12 protein-coding genes are annotated in these 14,428 nt (G+C 70.2%); 6 read left to right on the top strand and 6 right to left on the bottom strand.

Going from position 1 to position 14,428, the window contains the following annotated elements:
- Positions 1 to 3 precede the first annotated feature (3 nt).
- Positions 4 to 885, bottom strand: a complete 882-nt coding sequence (locus tag RCP80_RS17650) for a LysR substrate-binding domain-containing protein (RefSeq protein WP_308478909.1) — start codon at positions 883 to 885, stop codon at positions 4 to 6.
- Between the two features lie 77 nt (positions 886 to 962).
- Here RCP80_RS17650 and RCP80_RS17645 point away from each other — a divergent pair, with 77 nt between their 5' ends.
- Genes RCP80_RS17645 through RCP80_RS17630 form a run of 4 tightly spaced genes read left to right on the top strand, consistent with a single transcriptional unit; the run spans position 963 to position 4,379 of the window.
- Complete coding sequence (locus RCP80_RS17645; protein ID WP_308478908.1) at positions 963 to 2,174, top strand: acetyl-CoA C-acetyltransferase; 1,212 nt, start codon at positions 963 to 965, stop codon at positions 2,172 to 2,174.
- A 5-nt stretch (positions 2,175 to 2,179) separates the two neighbouring features.
- Positions 2,180 to 2,950, top strand: coding sequence for a 3-oxoadipate enol-lactonase (gene pcaD, locus RCP80_RS17640; protein ID WP_308478907.1), 771 nt, complete (start codon positions 2,180 to 2,182; stop codon positions 2,948 to 2,950).
- A complete protein-coding gene (locus RCP80_RS17635; protein WP_308478906.1) occupies positions 2,947 to 3,726 on the top strand; it encodes a CoA transferase subunit A in 780 nt (259 codons plus the stop codon). Before pcaD ends, RCP80_RS17635 begins: the two co-directional genes overlap by 4 nt.
- The gene (locus RCP80_RS17630) at positions 3,723 to 4,379 is read left to right on the top strand and encodes a 3-oxoacid CoA-transferase subunit B (RefSeq protein ID WP_308478905.1); all 657 of its coding nucleotides are present in this window, start codon (positions 3,723 to 3,725) and stop codon (positions 4,377 to 4,379) included. Before RCP80_RS17635 ends, RCP80_RS17630 begins: the two co-directional genes overlap by 4 nt.
- Here RCP80_RS17630 and RCP80_RS17625 read toward each other — a convergent pair.
- The 5 genes from RCP80_RS17625 to benA are packed head-to-tail and all read right to left on the bottom strand — an operon-like array spanning position 4,359 to position 12,196.
- Entirely contained in the window at positions 4,359 to 4,880 is a 522-nt protein-coding gene (locus tag RCP80_RS17625; RefSeq protein WP_308478904.1) for a M15 family metallopeptidase, read from the bottom strand. The two genes, RCP80_RS17630 and RCP80_RS17625, sit on opposite strands and share 21 nt — an antisense overlap.
- Positions 4,873 to 7,515, bottom strand: coding sequence for a helix-turn-helix transcriptional regulator (locus RCP80_RS17620; protein ID WP_308478903.1), 2,643 nt, complete (start codon positions 7,513 to 7,515; stop codon positions 4,873 to 4,875). The genes RCP80_RS17625 and RCP80_RS17620 overlap by 8 nt, the downstream gene beginning before the upstream one ends.
- A 17-nt stretch (positions 7,516 to 7,532) precedes the next feature.
- A complete protein-coding gene (gene benC, locus RCP80_RS17615; RefSeq protein WP_308478902.1) occupies positions 7,533 to 10,223 on the bottom strand; it encodes a benzoate 1,2-dioxygenase electron transfer component BenC in 2,691 nt (896 codons plus the stop codon).
- Between the two features lie 11 nt (positions 10,224 to 10,234).
- Complete coding sequence (benB, locus tag RCP80_RS17610) at positions 10,235 to 10,762, bottom strand: benzoate 1,2-dioxygenase small subunit (protein WP_308478901.1); 528 nt, start codon at positions 10,760 to 10,762, stop codon at positions 10,235 to 10,237.
- 3 nt (positions 10,763 to 10,765) lie between these two features.
- The gene (benA, locus tag RCP80_RS17605) at positions 10,766 to 12,196 is read right to left on the bottom strand and encodes a benzoate 1,2-dioxygenase large subunit (protein ID WP_308478900.1); all 1,431 of its coding nucleotides are present in this window, start codon (positions 12,194 to 12,196) and stop codon (positions 10,766 to 10,768) included.
- Between the two features lie 230 nt (positions 12,197 to 12,426).
- Between benA and RCP80_RS17600 the strand changes: the two genes are divergently transcribed.
- Positions 12,427 to 13,317, top strand: coding sequence for a LysR substrate-binding domain-containing protein (locus RCP80_RS17600; protein ID WP_308478899.1), 891 nt, complete (start codon positions 12,427 to 12,429; stop codon positions 13,315 to 13,317).
- Positions 13,314 to 14,417, top strand: coding sequence for a mandelate racemase/muconate lactonizing enzyme family protein (locus RCP80_RS17595; RefSeq protein WP_308478898.1), 1,104 nt, complete (start codon positions 13,314 to 13,316; stop codon positions 14,415 to 14,417). Before RCP80_RS17600 ends, RCP80_RS17595 begins: the two co-directional genes overlap by 4 nt.
- Positions 14,418 to 14,428: the final 11 nt, after the last annotated feature.

Raw genomic sequence — 14,428 nt, 5'->3', positions numbered from 1 at the left:
GGCTCAGGCGATCGAGCGCAACACCGCCAGCACCCGGTCGATGAGCGCCGACGGCTCGGCGGTCAGCCGCGCGGCCACCAGGTCGACGCCGAGGCTGGCCGGACTCAGCGGGAGATACCGCACCCCCGCGATGTCGAGGGCCGCCGTCGGATCGGGCACCACGGCGGCGCCGAGACCGGCGGCCACGAGCGTCACCAGCGTCGAGGTCTCCATCACCTCGTGCCGCACCCGCGGGACGAACCCCGCGTCGGCGCAGATCGCGGTCAGCACGCTGCCCATCACCGAGCGGCCGTGTCCGGCGTGGGCCACGAACTCCTCATCGCGCAGATCCGCGACCTGCAACTCGGTGCGGTCGGCCAGCCGGTGACCCGCCGGCAGCGCGACCAGGAGCCGGTCCCGACGCACCACCTCGGTCACCACCCCGGGATGCTGCACGGGCGGCCGCAGCAGCGCCAGGTCGATCTCGCCGCCGGCCAGGGCCGCCAGCTGCGCCGGGGCCAGCATCTCGCCGCGCACGCTGACCTCCACGCCGGGCAGGGCCTCGCCCAGGGCCCGGACCAGCCGGGGGAGCAGCGAATAGGTGGCCGAGCCCACGCAGCCGATGGCCAGTTGGCCCTCGGTGCCGCCGGCGATGCGGCGCGCGAGTTCGCCGGCGTCGTCGACGGCATCGAGGATGCGCACGACCCGGCGTAGGTAGGCGGCACCGGCCGGCGTGAGTTCGACTGTGCGGGTGGTGCGCACCAGCAGCGCGACGCCGAGTTCGTTCTCGAGCGCCCGGATCTGCTGAGACAGCGGGGGCTGGGCGATGTGCAGGCGCTGCGCGGCGCGCCCGAAGTGCAGTTCCTCGGCGACCGCGCGGAAGTACCGGAGATGGCGGAGTTCCATGACTATGACTTTAAACCTATTAATACACTGAATCTAAGTACTTCAGAATATTGCCGAACCGGCCTACCGTCGAGGGCATGGACGTGGTGATCTGCAGCCCAATCCGAACCCCGGTCGGCCGGATGGGCGGTGCATTGGCCCCGCTGACGGCCGCCGACCTGGCGACCGTCACGCTGCGCGCCCTGGTGCAGCGCACGGGTTTGGGCGACGGCGATGTCGACGACGTGATCCTGGGCAACGGCTACGCCAACGGCGAGGCGCCCGCGATTGGCCGGATTGCGGCCCTGGACGCCGGCCTGGGCACCTCGGTGCCGGGCCTGCAGATCGACCGCCGCTGCGGCTCGGGCCTGCAGGCGGTGCTGTACGCGGCCGGGCAGGTCGCCACCGGCGCGGCCCGCGTGGTGATCGCCGGCGGCGCCGAATCGATGTCGAACGTCGAGCACTACGCGCTGGGTCTGCGTACCGGGGTGCGGCAGGGCGGCATCGCGCTGGCGGATCGGTTGGACCGGGCCCGCGAAACCGCAGGCGGCGCGAGCCATCCCATTGCCGGCGGCATGATCGAGACCGCCGAGAACCTGCGGTGTGAGTACGGCCTGACCCGGGCCGACCAGGATGAACTGGCGGTGCGTTCGCATCGCCGCGCGGTGGCCGCGCACGACGCCGGCCGGTTCGCCGAGGAACTGGTGCCGGTCACGGTCCCGGGCCCGGGGGGCAAACCCGACACCGTCGTCGACCGCGACGAGCATCCCCGCGCCGACATCAGCGTCGAGCGGCTGGCCGAGATGCGGCCCATCCGCGCCAAGATCGATCCCGACGCCACCGTCACCGCGGCCAACGCCTCGGGTCAGAACGACGGCGCCGCGATGTGCGTGGTCACCACCGCGGCCGAGGCCGAGCGGCTGGGGTTGACGCCGCTGCTGGCGCTGCGGTCGTGGGCGGTCACCGGATGCGCACCGGAAACCATGGGGATCGGCCCGGTCGGCGCGACCGCCGCGGCACTGGACCGCGCGCAACTGAGTCTCGACGACATCGACCTGATCGAACTCAACGAGGCCTTCGCCGCGCAGGTGCTGGCGGTGCTGGCGGAATGGAAACTCGACGCGGCCGACGACCGGCTCAATCCGTGCGGTTCCGGCATCTCGCTGGGCCACCCGATCGGTGCCACCGGTGCGCGCATCCTGGCCACCGCCGCGTATGAGGCGCGGCGGCGATCGGCCCGATATGTATTGGAAACCATGTGTATTGGCGGCGGCCAGGGCTTGGCCGCGGTCTTTGAGACAGTGAGGTAGCAGCGATGAGTTCGTGCGAAGTCCATGCCGTGGTCAGCGGCCGGCCCGAGGCCCCGGCGGTGGTGCTGTCCAACTCGTTGGGTTCGACCCACCGGATGTGGGACGCCCAGCTGCCCGAGTTGGAGAGCCGCTTCCGGGTGGTGCGGTATGACACCCGCGGGCACGGCGGCTCGCCCGTCCCCGACGGGCCCTACTCGATCGATGAACTGGTCGACGACGTCGTGGCCCTGCTGGATCGCCTCGACATCGCGCGCGCCCACGTCGTGGGACTGTCGCTGGGCGGCATGACCGCGCTGCGGTTGGCCGCCCGCAATCCCGAGCGCGTCGACCGGATGGCGGTGCTGTGCACCAGTGCCCAGCTGCCGCCGGCCAGCGCCTGGACCGAGCGGGCCAAGACGGTGCGCGCGGGCGGCGCCGGTGCCGTCGCCGCGTCGGTGGTGTCGCGCTGGTTCACCCCCGACTATCTGGCCGTCCATCCCGACGTCCGCATCGAGGCCGAGCACATGGTGGCCAACACCCCGGCCGAGGGCTACGCGGCCTGCTGCGAGGTGATCGCGAGACTCGATCTGCGCGACGACCTGCCGTCGATTCTGGCGCCCACCCTGGCGATCGCCGGGGCCGACGATGCGGCCACGCCGCCGGCAATGCTGCGCGATATCGCCGACACCATTGCGGGGGCGAAGGTGCTGGTGGTGCCGCGCTCGGCGCATCTGGCCAACGCCGAACAACCCGCCATCATCACGCCCGCCCTCATCGAACACCTGGAGCAGTCATGACGCTGAACAAAGTGGTCGACTCGGCCGCCGCGGCCGTCGCCGACATCCCCAGCGGCGCCAGCCTGGCCGTCGGCGGATTCGGCCTGGCCGGCATCCCGTGGTTCCTCATCGAGGCGCTGCTGGAGCAGGGCGCCGAGGACCTGACGATCGTGAGCAACAACTGCGGCGTCGACGGCGGCGGCCTCGGCCTGCTGCTCGAGGCGCGCCGGATCACCCGGGTGATCGCCTCCTACGTGGGTGAGAACAAGGAATTCGCCCGGCAGTACCTGGCCGGCGAGTTGACCGTCGAGTTGACCCCGCAGGGCACCCTGGCCGAGCGGCTGCGGGCCGGGGGGAGCGGCGTCGGCGCCTTCTTCACCCCCACCGGCGTCGGCACGCTGGTCGCCGATGGCGGATTGCCCTGGCGCTACCACACCGACGGCAGCATCGCGCTGTCGTCCCCGCCGAAGGAGGTCCGCAGCTTCGGTGGCCGCGAGATGCTGCTGGAGACCGCGATCGTCACCGACTACGCGCTGGTGCGTGCCGCCGTCGCCGACAAGGCCGGCAACTGTGTATTCCATGCCGCGGCACGCAATTTCAATCCGCCGGCCGCGATGGCCGGCCGGGTGACCATCGTCGAGGCCGAGCGCGTGGTGGAGGTCGGCGAACTGCACCCCGACGAGGTGCATCTGCCCGGCATCTTCGTGCAGCGCGTCCACGAGCTGACCCCAGAGCAGGCTGCGCGCAAGGAAATCGAGCAGCTGACCACCCGAGTACGGCAGGAGGCGCACCAATGAGTTGGACCCGTAAAGAGATGGCCGCCCGCGCAGCACGGGAACTTCGCGACGGCGACTACGTCAACCTCGGCATCGGGCTGCCCACGCTGATCCCCGATTACCTGCCCGAGGGCTCCGACGTGCAACTGCACGCCGAGAACGGCATCCTCGGCGTCGGCCCGTTCCCCTACGAGGACGAGGTGGACCCCGACCTGGTCAACGCCGGCAAGCAGACGGTGTCGGTGCTGCCCGGCGCGTCGTTCTTCGATTCGGCGACCAGTTTCGCGATGATCCGCGGCGCGCACGTGGACGTGGCGGTGCTCGGCGGCATGCAGGTGGCCGGCAACGGCGACCTGGCCAACTGGATGGTGCCCGGATCCATGGTCAAGGGCATGGGTGGTGCGATGGACCTGGTCAACGGCGCCGGGCGAGTCATCGTCTTGATGGACCACGTCGCGAAAACTGGTGCGGCCAAGCTCGTTACGGCCTGTGATCTGCCGCTGACCGGGAAGGCCGTGGTCAGCCGCGTCATCACCGACCTCGGGGTCTTCGACGTCACCGGCGAAGGTTTCGAGGTGGTCGAACTGGCCCCGGGGGTGGACTACGACGACATGGTCGCCAAGACCGCCGCTCCGGTCACCGACGCGCGAAAGCTAGCCGGCCGCGTCGGGTAGCAGCGGCGGACAGACCCCGTCGGCGTCGGCCGCCAGTTCGAAGTGCCAGGTTTCGTTGGCATAGATCTGGCACAGGCCGAACCGCGCGCCGTGGGTGCCGAGCCACTGCGCGGCGTCGGGGCCGCCGATGTCGACGGCCGCACCGACCACGTGTTTGGACTGCTCCGGGGTCTGCACGAATTGCCGGGCCGCGGCGTAGCTGCCGTAGGTCGATACCGCATCGTCGAGCAGGCGCTGCTGGAACTGCGGCGAGCGCCACCCGGAGTTGACCGTCATTGTGATGCCCTGTGCGGCAGCGGCGTTGGCGGCGTCCTGCACGGCGCGCAGCAGCGCGGGCTCGAGCCGGCCGACCGCCGGATCCCACACGTCGAAGGGGCTCACCAGTGGCGTGGCGTTGTCGGCGAGGGCGACCCGCGGCGGGACCGCCGGCAGCGGTGCCAGCAGCGCGCCGGCCAGCGCGGCGGCCGCGGCCAGGGTCAGGCCCGCGCCGGCCCTACGCATCGACACCCCAGGGGCCGCGGGCCGCCAACTCGGTGCGCGACCGGATGCCGAGCTTCGCGTAGACCCGGGTGAGGTGGTACTGCACGGTCTTGGGCGACACGAACAGCTCGGCAGCCACCTCCCGATTGGACATTCCCTGCGCCACCAATGTGGTCACCGCCTCCTCCTGCGGGGTCAGGTCCACGCTGTGCCGGGCACCGCGCAGCTGGTTGAGTCCGCCGGCCTTGAGCTCTCGCTCGCAGCGCGCGACGTAAGTATGGGCACCCAGCGACAGGTACAGCTCGCGGGCGGTGCCGATCACCGCGTCGGCGTCGCGGCGTTTGCCGGCCCGTCGCAGCGTCTGGCCGTAGGCGAAGTTCACCCGCGCCAGGTCGTAGCGCAGCGGCAGGCCGTCGAGCAGGGCCAGCGATTCCTCGAACGCGGACCGGGCCGCGGGCAGGTCGCCGCGCGCACCGAGCAGCCGGCCCCGCGCATAACCGAGCCGCGCCGTTGCCGACCGGTGATTGCGCGCCCGGGCCCGCTGCTCATGGGGTCCCAGGAAGGCCTCGGCCTCCTGCAGCCGCCCGTCGATCACCAACGCGTTGGCGAGCACGTCGGGCCAGGGCCAGTAACCGGGCTCGTTGAGGGCCGTGCCCGGCGCCAACCGCAGCAACGGTTCCAGGGTGCGGCGCACCCGCGCGTAGTCGGCCTCGGCCTCGGCGATCTGCGCCCGCGCCAGCAGTGCCGGGATGCGCATCATCTCGTAGTCCTGGGTGACCACATCGGCGGCCCGGGCGGTGGCCGCGGCGGCCGTCCAGTCCCCGCGCAGGGCGTGGATCTGTGTCGCGGTCCATTCCAGCATCGGTGTGACGATGACGATCCCGCTCGAAGCCGCCAGCGCGCGGCCGGACTCGATGACGGCCAGCGCCGTGTCCCACTCGCCGGTGACGAAGTGTACCCGCGCCAACCAGCCCAACGCCCACAGCGTGATTCGTCGGGAGCCGCCCAAAGCCGCAGTAGAGACTGCGCTTTCGAGGTTGCCGCGGGCGCCGTCGATATCGTCGCTGAGCAGTTGCACCCAGCCGCGGCCCATCGTGAAGCGTTGCGACTGGGCGCCGTGGCGCACCCGGCCGGCCAGATCGTCATAGGCGATGGCGGCGCTCTTGGGATGGCCGGCGGCCAGCATGCCGAGGCCGCGCACCGCGGCCGCCTCGATGCCGGCGGGGGAGTCGAGTTCGGCCAGTTGCAGCGCCTTGTCGGCCCACCCGACCAGTTCGCTGCCGCGGCCGCGCATCAACGCATGCAGCACATAACGCTGCGCGATCAGGGCCGCGGTCTCCGGTTCCCGTTCGGCGTTGACGATCTCCCAGGCCCGGTCCAGGCGAACCCCGGCCTCGGCCGCGCGCCCGCGCAGTATCGCGAGGTAACCCAGAACGGCGTTGCGCAACGGGGTTTCGCGCATGCTCTCGATCGCGGGCACCAGTGCGGCCGCCGCCCCGCAGTCACCGGCGGCGACCAGGGCGTCCACCGCCAGGGTCATCCGGGTCTCGCGCTCCAACGGCGCCGGGGTCAGCCGGGCCGCGTCCCGGAACAGGGTGGCGGCCTGAGCCCACGCCCCGACGGCACTGCGCCGGTGGGCCAGCGCGGTGACCTCGTCGGCCAGGGTGGCATCGGGCATCGGGGTGGCCGCGACCCGGTGCCGCAGGCTCGCGATCGGATCCGGCACGATCTCGGCGGCGCGCCGATGGGCGTCGGCGGCCGCCTGCACGCCGATCAGTTGCACGACCGCGGCCGCGGTGAGGTCATCGACCAGCCTCGGCTCGAAGCGGGACTCCAGCGACAGCAGACCCGCGCCGGCGGCGGCATCGATGGCCGGCAGCGGATCGGTGAGCTCGGCCAACTCGGCCGCGTCGGCCAGCGTCGCCTCGGCGCCGAGAATGGCCAGCGCGGTCACGAGTTTCCGGCCGTCGGCCCCGCAGTGCGCCAGCGTCTCCCGCACCCGATCGACGACGTAACCGGGCGCCGGCAGCGCCGCCTCGGGACGGGACCACACCGCGGCCGGCAGCTCGTCGATCAGCGCCAGCACGTCGCGCGGGTTCCCGCCGGTGTGCCGACTCAGGGCCTCGGCCATCGCCGGGTGCACGCTGGCGCCGCGGTGCCGCAGCAGTTCGGCGACCGCCGCCGACGGCAGGCCGCTCAACCGGATCACCTCGGGGCCCACGTCGGCCGGTAGCCGCTCCGGCGCGGTGGTCGCCAACACGATGAGCACCGGCTGTTCGCGTTGGTGGCGCACCAGGGTCGACATCGCTTGCAGCGATTGGGGATCGGCATGCTCCGCATCGTCGATCAGCAGCACCCGGATGTCGCCGGCGCGCAGGTGGTCGAGCAGCTGCGCGGCCGCCTCGACCGGGTCGACGGGCACATCGGTTTGCAGCAACTGCGCCAAGACCCCGCCGGGCAGATCGGCTTCCCACGGCATCCCGGCGGCCCAGCGCGCGCTGTACAGGGTGGCCAGCCGCCGCAGCAGTGTGGTCTTGCCGATGCCGGCGCAGCCGGTGACGGCGACCATGCGCGCACCGTGCTGGGCGGCGGTGACGAGGTCAGCGAGCTCGGACAGCTCACGATCCCGGCCAACGCAGCGGATGGGGTCGGGCACGCCCCACATGCTAGGCGCTACCCGAGGTCGCCACCGGCGACCGGCAGCACCGAGCCGGTGATGTAGGACGCCTCGTCCGAGGCCAGGAAGCAGATGGCCGCGGCCTGTTCGTCCAGCGTCCCGTAGCGCTTGAGCAGCGACGAGTCCAACGTTTGGTCGATGTGGGCCTGGAACCAGGCCTGCTCGGTGTCGTTGCGGGGCGCCGGGGTGCCGCGCGAGATCCGGCGCGGCGGCGCCTCGGTGCCACCGGGCGCGGTCGCCACGACGCGGATCCCGGCCTCGGCGTACTCGAGGGCCAGCGAGGCGGTGATCGCGTTGATGCCGCCCTTGGCTGCCGAGTACGGAATCCGGTGGATGCCGCGGGTCGCCGCCGACGAGACGTTGACGATCACGCCATGGCCTTGGCGCACCATCGACGGCAGCGCGGCCCGGCACGCGTAGAGCGTCGTCAGCAGCGAACGGTCGAGTTCGGCGCGGATCTCGGCGTCGCTGAATTCGGTGAACGGTTTGAAGTTGATGGCGCCGCCCACGTTGTTGATCAGCACGTCGATCCGGCCGAATTCCGAAAGAGCCTGCTGCACCACCGAATCGGCGCCGGCAAACTGTTCGAGGTCGGCGGTGACCGCCAGCGCGCGGGACCGCTCGCCCCCGGCCGGGGCATCCAGCTCGCTCGCCAGCTCCTTGACCAGTTCGCTGCGATCGGCCAGCACCAGGGTGCCGCCCTCGGCGCCGATCCGGCGCGCGGTCTGTTCCCCGATGCCTTGGGCGGCGCCGGTGACCACCACCACCTTGCCGGTGAACCGGCCGGGCGTGACGAACCGCGGTTGCTTTGCAGCGCGGTTCTCTTCGATGTCGGCCATCGCCCGGCGCATGGTCTGCTTGGACCGCCCCGCATGGGCGATGATCAGCTCGCGGGCGGCGTCCCGGTCGCCGCGCTCGAAGGCCGCGACGATGTCCAGATGGTCTTGGGCGCACAACGGGTGGCACCAGGTGGCGTGCCGCAGCACCTCGCTCATCCGGCCCTTGACGCCGAGCGCCTGATAGGCCTGCAGCAGGTGGTCGTTGCCGGTCAGGGTGAACAGATAGTCGTGGAACGCCGCGTTGGTCTCGGTGTACTGCGCGGCATCGACGAAGCGGTCCTCGACCACATAGGGCATGGTCGACTCGGCCAGCAGCCGGTAGCCGGTCAGTTGCTGGGTCGAAAGCCGTCCCAGGGTCAACTCCAGCGCCCCGAGTTCAAGGGCCTGGCGCGCCTCGAACAGGGCGTCGGATTCGTGGACCTCGGGGTGCTCCTCGCCGATCTGGTAGCCGTCCTCGGCCACTGCGGGCGCGGCCACCGGCGCGGCGACCGCCGGGACGGGGAACACCGCTTGGCCGGCCAGCGTGCGCGCGGCCGTCGGCAGCAGGGCGCCGTCGTCCTCGTCGAGCGCGGCCGTGGGGCCGCCCGATCCGGGTGCCAGCAGCTGGCCGGCGAGGCGGCGGATCGCGTCGCCGGGTTCGGCGGCCGGCGCGCCGGACGGCACCGGATCCAGCGCGGCGGGGGTCAGCATCACCTGACCGGCGATGGCGCGCACCACCCCGTCGGCGGCCGCGGGTCGCAGGTCTTCGGTGACGGTCGCGGGCTCGGCGGCCTGCACGGCCGGCGGTGCCGCCGCGGGCTCGGCCGCAGCGGTGTGCGCGAGGGCGAACTTCTCGTAGTAGAACCCGGTGGGTTCGACGCCGGTGTCGGCGAGGTGCGTGCGGACGGCCTCCACCATGGGCGGCGGGCCACACAGGTAGACCGCGACGTCGCCGCTGTAGAGGTGGCCCGGTTGGATCAGCGCGGGCACCCGGCCCCGGTTCGGGGCCTTCGTGCCCGGATCCGACACGCAGTAGTCCCAGCTGAAACCGGTGAGCTGCGAGGCGATCTCGTCGAGCTGATCGACCTCGACCACGTCCTCGTCGGAGGAGACGCCGTAGATCAGGTGCACCTTGCGGCGGCTGTCGTCACCGCGCATCTTGCGCAGCATGGCCAGAATCGGTGCCAGCCCGGTGCCGCCGGCCAGCATCAGCACCGGCCGATCGGCCTCGCGCAGGAAGAACGAGCCGTGCGGACCGGTGAACGTGATGGCGTCGCCGACCGCGGCCCGCTCGGCCAGATAGGTCGACATCAGTCCGCCGGGAGTGAGCTTCACCAGGAACGTCAACCGCGGCTCATCCGGTGCGTTGGCAAACGAATAGGACCGGGTCTCACCGCTGCCGGGGACCTCGACGTTGACGTACTGGCCGGGCAGGAACGCCAGTTCGGAGCGATTCGGGATCTCCACGCTAAACCGGACCGTGCTGGCCGAGAGCCGGGTCAACTCCACGATGCTGCCGGAGTAGGTCGCCGCCTGGGTCTTGGCGATGTCGGAGGTGGTGGCGATCTGCAGCACCAGGTCCGACTGCGGCTTCATGCTGCACGGCAGTACATAGCCGGCGGCCGCCTCGTCCTCGGACAGCGCATCCTCGATGTAGCTGCCGCCGTCGTAGCGGCCCGATTCGCACAGCGCCTTGCAGGTCCCGCAGGCGCCGTCGCGGCAGTCCAGCGGGATGTTGATCCGCTGCCGATAGGACGCGTCGGCGACGGTCTGGTCCTCCCGGCAGGTGATGAACCGGGTCACGCCGTCCTCGAATGTCAGTGCGACGGAGTGATTCTGCGACACCGGCGGTGCCTGCACAGCGGTCATGAAGCCAGCCCCTAAATGTGGTAGATGTCGACCACGTGGTGGATGTAGTCGTTCTTCAGCACGACCGTCTTGCGGCGGATCAGCGGCTGCTCAGCGGAGAAGTCGATGGTGTAGAACGAGGTCCCGTAGTAGGGGTCGACGGTCTTGTAACGGAAATACATGGTGTGCCAGTTGAATCGGACATCGACCAGATCGCCGCGGCGCTCGATGACCTCGACGTTGGAGATGTTGTGGCTGGTGCGCGGTTCCGGCAGCGAGGTCGCCGAGGAGCGCTCGGTGCGGATCCGGAACACCCGGTCCTCCAGACCGCCCTTGTTCGAGTAGTAGATCAGTGAGATGTCGCGCTGCGGATCCTCCACCAGGCGGTCGTCGTCGGCCCACGACGGCATCCAGTAGACGACGTCGTCGGCGTAGCAATCCAGCCACTTCTCGAACTCGCGGTCATCGAGGTACCGCGCCTCGCGGTAGAGGAACTGCTCGATGGCGTTCTGGGTGATCAGCTTGGTGCCGGCGGCCGCGCTCTGTTCGGTGGTGCTCATGGCTCAGTGCTCCGTTCCCGTGGTGGCCGCGGCCTGGGTTTCCTCGTGGTGCAGGGCGTCTTGCATGACCTGACGCCAGTAGCCGTGTTGCACGGGGAACAGTCCCTCGTCCTCGTTGCGCACGCCGGCCGAGATCACGCCCGCCATGCCCAACGACTCGGCCAGGTCGTCGGGGCCCGAAAGCCAGTGCTGCGCACCGCGACTCATGTCGTTCCACGGGGCGGCCTGCGCCCGGAAGGTCAGCTGGCAGGACCGAAACTCCTCGAGGTCGTCCGGGGTGGCCATGCCGGAGGCATTGAAGAAGTCCTCGTACTGGCGGATGCGCAGCGCCCGAGCCTCGGTGCTTTCGCCCTTGGGGGCGATGCAGTAGATGGTGACCTCGGTCTTGTCCGGGGCGATGGGCCGGAAGTGCCGGATCTGCGTCGAGAACTGGTCCATGACATACAGATTCGGGTACAGGCACAGGTTGCGCGAACCCTTCACCATGAAGTCGCCCTTGGCCTCCCCGAACCGGGCCTTGAGGTCGTCGAGCTGGTCCCACAGCGGCCGGTCCTCGGGGTTGGCCGCCCAGGTCCACAGGCACAGGTGTCCGTGCGGGAACGACCAGTAGCCGCCGCCGGTTTTGCCCCAGCCGCCCGCGTCGAGGGCCTTGGTCTCGTTGATGGATTCACCGGTGCTGCGGCGGCTGGTGGTGGCGGCGTAGTTCCAGTGGGTGGCCGTCACGTGGTAGCCGTCGGCGCCGTTTTCGGCCTGCACCTTCCAGTTGCCGTCGAAGGTGTAGGTGGACGAGCCGCGCAGCACCTCCAGGCCCTCCGGGGACTGGTCCACCAACATGTCGATGACGGTGGTGGCGTCGCCGAGGTGCTCGGTCAGCGGCAGCACATCGGCGTTGAGGCTGCCGAACAGGAAGCCACGGTAGGACTCGAACCGGGCCACCTTGGTCATGTTGTGCGAGCCGCCGTTGTTGAACGAGTCGGGGTAGCCGGCGCCCTCGGGGTCCTTGACCTTCAGCAGGGTGCCGTCGTTGCGGAAGGTCCACCCGTGGAAGGGACAGGTCAAGGTGGTGCGGTTGTCGGTCTTGCGCCGGCAGATCATCGCGCCGCGGTGCGCGCAGGCGTTGATCAGCAGGTGCAGTTCGCCGTCCTTGTCCCGGGTGATGACCACGGGCTGGCGGCCCATGGTGGTGGTGAAGTAGTCGCCGGGGTTGGGCAGCTGGCTCTCGTGCGCCAGATAGACCCAGTTGCCCTCGAAGATGTGCGCCATCTCCAGTTCGAAGATCTCCTCGTCGGTGAAGATCCGGCGGTTGGCCCGGTACAGGCCGGCGTCGGGATCTTCGATCACGGCGTCGGCGAGGACGCGCGCCAGGTGGGGCCGGTCGACCGGGGTTGCCGGCCTCGACGCCGGCAACGGGGTGGGCGTCAAAGAAGTCGTCATCGTGGCCTCCGGGTAAAGGGCTGGAGAAGTGTGGTTTGACTTTGACTGTCGCAGCCAGTGGCGGCCGTCACACTAGGCATAGTACTAGTCCTGGCCTGGGTAACTATTGATAAGCATTGATTATCAATATGGCCTGGATAAGTCCTTGTTCTCTATCGATCAACGATCTACCGTCGAATGTGTCACCTGTCACAACCCGCAAACCCTCCCGGAACGGACCACCGACGATCATGGAGCTCAGGCACCTTCGCTACTTCGCAGCAGTGGCCGAAACCTGCCACTTCGGGCAGGCCGCCGAGCAACTGCACGTCGCGCAGCCGGCGTTGTCCTACGCGATCCGCCAACTCGAGTCCGAACTGGACGTGACGCTGTTCAACCGCACCACCCGGCAGGTCGCCCTGACCGCCGCGGGCGAGTTTCTGCGCGGGGAGGCGGCCCGCATCCTGGCCCGCGTCGACGACGCCGAGCGCGGGGTGCGCCGGATCGCGGCGGGCCGCAGCGGCCTGGTCCGGCTGGGGCTGACCGGCACCGCGGCGTTCTCCCACCTGCCCCGGATGGCGCGGATCGTCAAGCGCGAACTGCCCGGGGCCGCCCTGGAGATCCAGGCCGACCTGCTGACCCCGGCGCAGTGCGAACTCCTGCGCACCGGCGGGCTGGACCTCGGCGTGCTGCGGCCGCCGGCCGTCGGCGACGACATCGAGTTGCGCACCATCGACGTCGAGACCCTGGTGCTCGCGGTCTCCGTGGATCATCGGCTCGCGGTCGAACCCGTGGTGTCGGTGACGGATCTGCGCAACGAACCGTTCGTGGCGTATGCCAGCCGCGAATCTGCGGTCAACGAAGCGGTACTGCGCAGCTGCCGGCGCGCGGGCTTCGTCCCGCACCGCGAGCACGTCGTCAACAGCACCGCGGTGCTGTTGGCCCTGGTGGCCGCCGATCTCGGGGTGGCCATCGTTCCCGAATCCGTGCGCGCGCTGCCGCTGGACGGCGTGGTGTTCCGCGACCTGGCCGACGGCGGAACCATCGACCTGGCGCTGGCCTGGCGACGCGGCACCGAGAACCCACTGGTGGACAGCGTCGTCAACGTGCTGTCGGCCGCGCTCGTCAAGGAGACACCATGAAAATCACCGCGGTCGAAGCGATTCCGTTCGCCATCCCGTACACCAAACCGCTGAAGTTCGCCTCCGGAGAGGTGCACACCGCCGAGCACGTGCTGGTGCGGGTGCACACCGACGACGGCATCGTCGGCATCGCCGAGGCGCCGCCGCGGCCGTTCACCTACGGCGAGACCCAGGCCGGCATCCTCGCCGTCATCTCCGAGGTGTTCACCCCCCAGATCGTCGGGCTGCGCCTGACCGAACGCGAGGTCGTGCACGCGCGGTTGGCGCGCACCATCGGTAACCCGACCGCCAAGGCCGCGATAGACATGGCCATCTGGGATGCGCTGGGCCGCACCCTGGGCCTGCCGGTGACGGATCTGCTCGGTGGTTTCACCGACCGCATGCGGGTCAGCCACATGCTGGGCTTCGACGACCCCGCCACCATGGTGGCCGAGGCCGAGAAAATGATTGACCGGCACGGTATTTCGACGTTCAAGGTCAAGGTCGGCCGACGGCCGGTGCAGCTGGACACCGCGGTGGTGCGCGCCCTGCGGGAACGCTTCGGTGACTCCGTCGAACTCTATGTCGACGGCAACCGGGGCTGGACGGCCGCCGAATCGCTGCGGGCCATGCAGGAAATGGCCGACCTGGATTTGCTCTTCGCCGAGGAACTGTGCCCGGCCGACGACGTGCTGGGCCGGCGCTGGCTCGTCGAGAAGCTCGACATCCCGTTCATCGCAGACGAATCGGTGCCGACGCCGGCCGATGTCACCCGCGAGATCCTGGGCGGGTCGGCGACGGCCATCAGCATCAAGACCGCCCGCACCGGGTTCACCGGATCGACGCGGGTGCATCACCTGGCCGAGGGGCTCGGACTGGAGGTGGTGATGGGCAACCAGATCGACGGCCAGCTCGGCACCGCGTGCGCGGTCACCTTCGGGGCCGCCCACGCCTTGACCTCGCGGCGGGCCGGCGAGTTGTCGAACTACCTCGACATGGCCGACGACCTGTTGGCCGAACCGCTGCAGATCAGCGACGGCGTGCTGCGCGTCCCGTTCGGCGTCGGCCTCGGCGTCGACCTGGACCCCGAGAAACTCACCCGGTATCGCACCGACAACTAGACGACACCAAC

This window comes from Mycolicibacterium sp. MU0053 (assembly GCF_963378095.1).
GTDB lineage: Bacteria > Actinomycetota > Actinomycetes > Mycobacteriales > Mycobacteriaceae > Mycobacterium > Mycobacterium burgundiense.
Note: the sequence above shows the minus strand (reverse complement) of the source record. Positions and strands in the feature narration are given on the sequence as shown.

Excerpts from the sequence above, each read along its gene's own strand:
- RCP80_RS17645 (WP_308478908.1), top strand. The coding sequence starts at position 963 with ATGGACGTGGTGATCTGCAGCCCAATCCGAACCCCGGTCGGCCGGATG.
- benA (WP_308478900.1), bottom strand. The coding sequence starts at position 12,196 with ATGACGACTTCTTTGACGCCCACCCCGTTGCCGGCGTCGAGGCCGGCA.
- benB (WP_308478901.1), bottom strand. The coding sequence starts at position 10,762 with ATGAGCACCACCGAACAGAGCGCGGCCGCCGGCACCAAGCTGATCACC.
- RCP80_RS17650 (WP_308478909.1), bottom strand. The coding sequence starts at position 885 with ATGGAACTCCGCCATCTCCGGTACTTCCGCGCGGTCGCCGAGGAACTG.
- RCP80_RS17600 (WP_308478899.1), top strand. The coding sequence starts at position 12,427 with ATGGAGCTCAGGCACCTTCGCTACTTCGCAGCAGTGGCCGAAACCTGC.
- RCP80_RS17630 (WP_308478905.1), top strand. The coding sequence starts at position 3,723 with ATGAGTTGGACCCGTAAAGAGATGGCCGCCCGCGCAGCACGGGAACTT.
- RCP80_RS17595 (WP_308478898.1), top strand. The coding sequence starts at position 13,314 with ATGAAAATCACCGCGGTCGAAGCGATTCCGTTCGCCATCCCGTACACC.
- pcaD (WP_308478907.1), top strand. The coding sequence starts at position 2,180 with ATGAGTTCGTGCGAAGTCCATGCCGTGGTCAGCGGCCGGCCCGAGGCC.
- RCP80_RS17635 (WP_308478906.1), top strand. The coding sequence starts at position 2,947 with ATGACGCTGAACAAAGTGGTCGACTCGGCCGCCGCGGCCGTCGCCGAC.
- RCP80_RS17625 (WP_308478904.1), bottom strand. The coding sequence starts at position 4,880 with ATGCGTAGGGCCGGCGCGGGCCTGACCCTGGCCGCGGCCGCCGCGCTG.
- benC (WP_308478902.1), bottom strand. The coding sequence starts at position 10,223 with ATGACCGCTGTGCAGGCACCGCCGGTGTCGCAGAATCACTCCGTCGCA.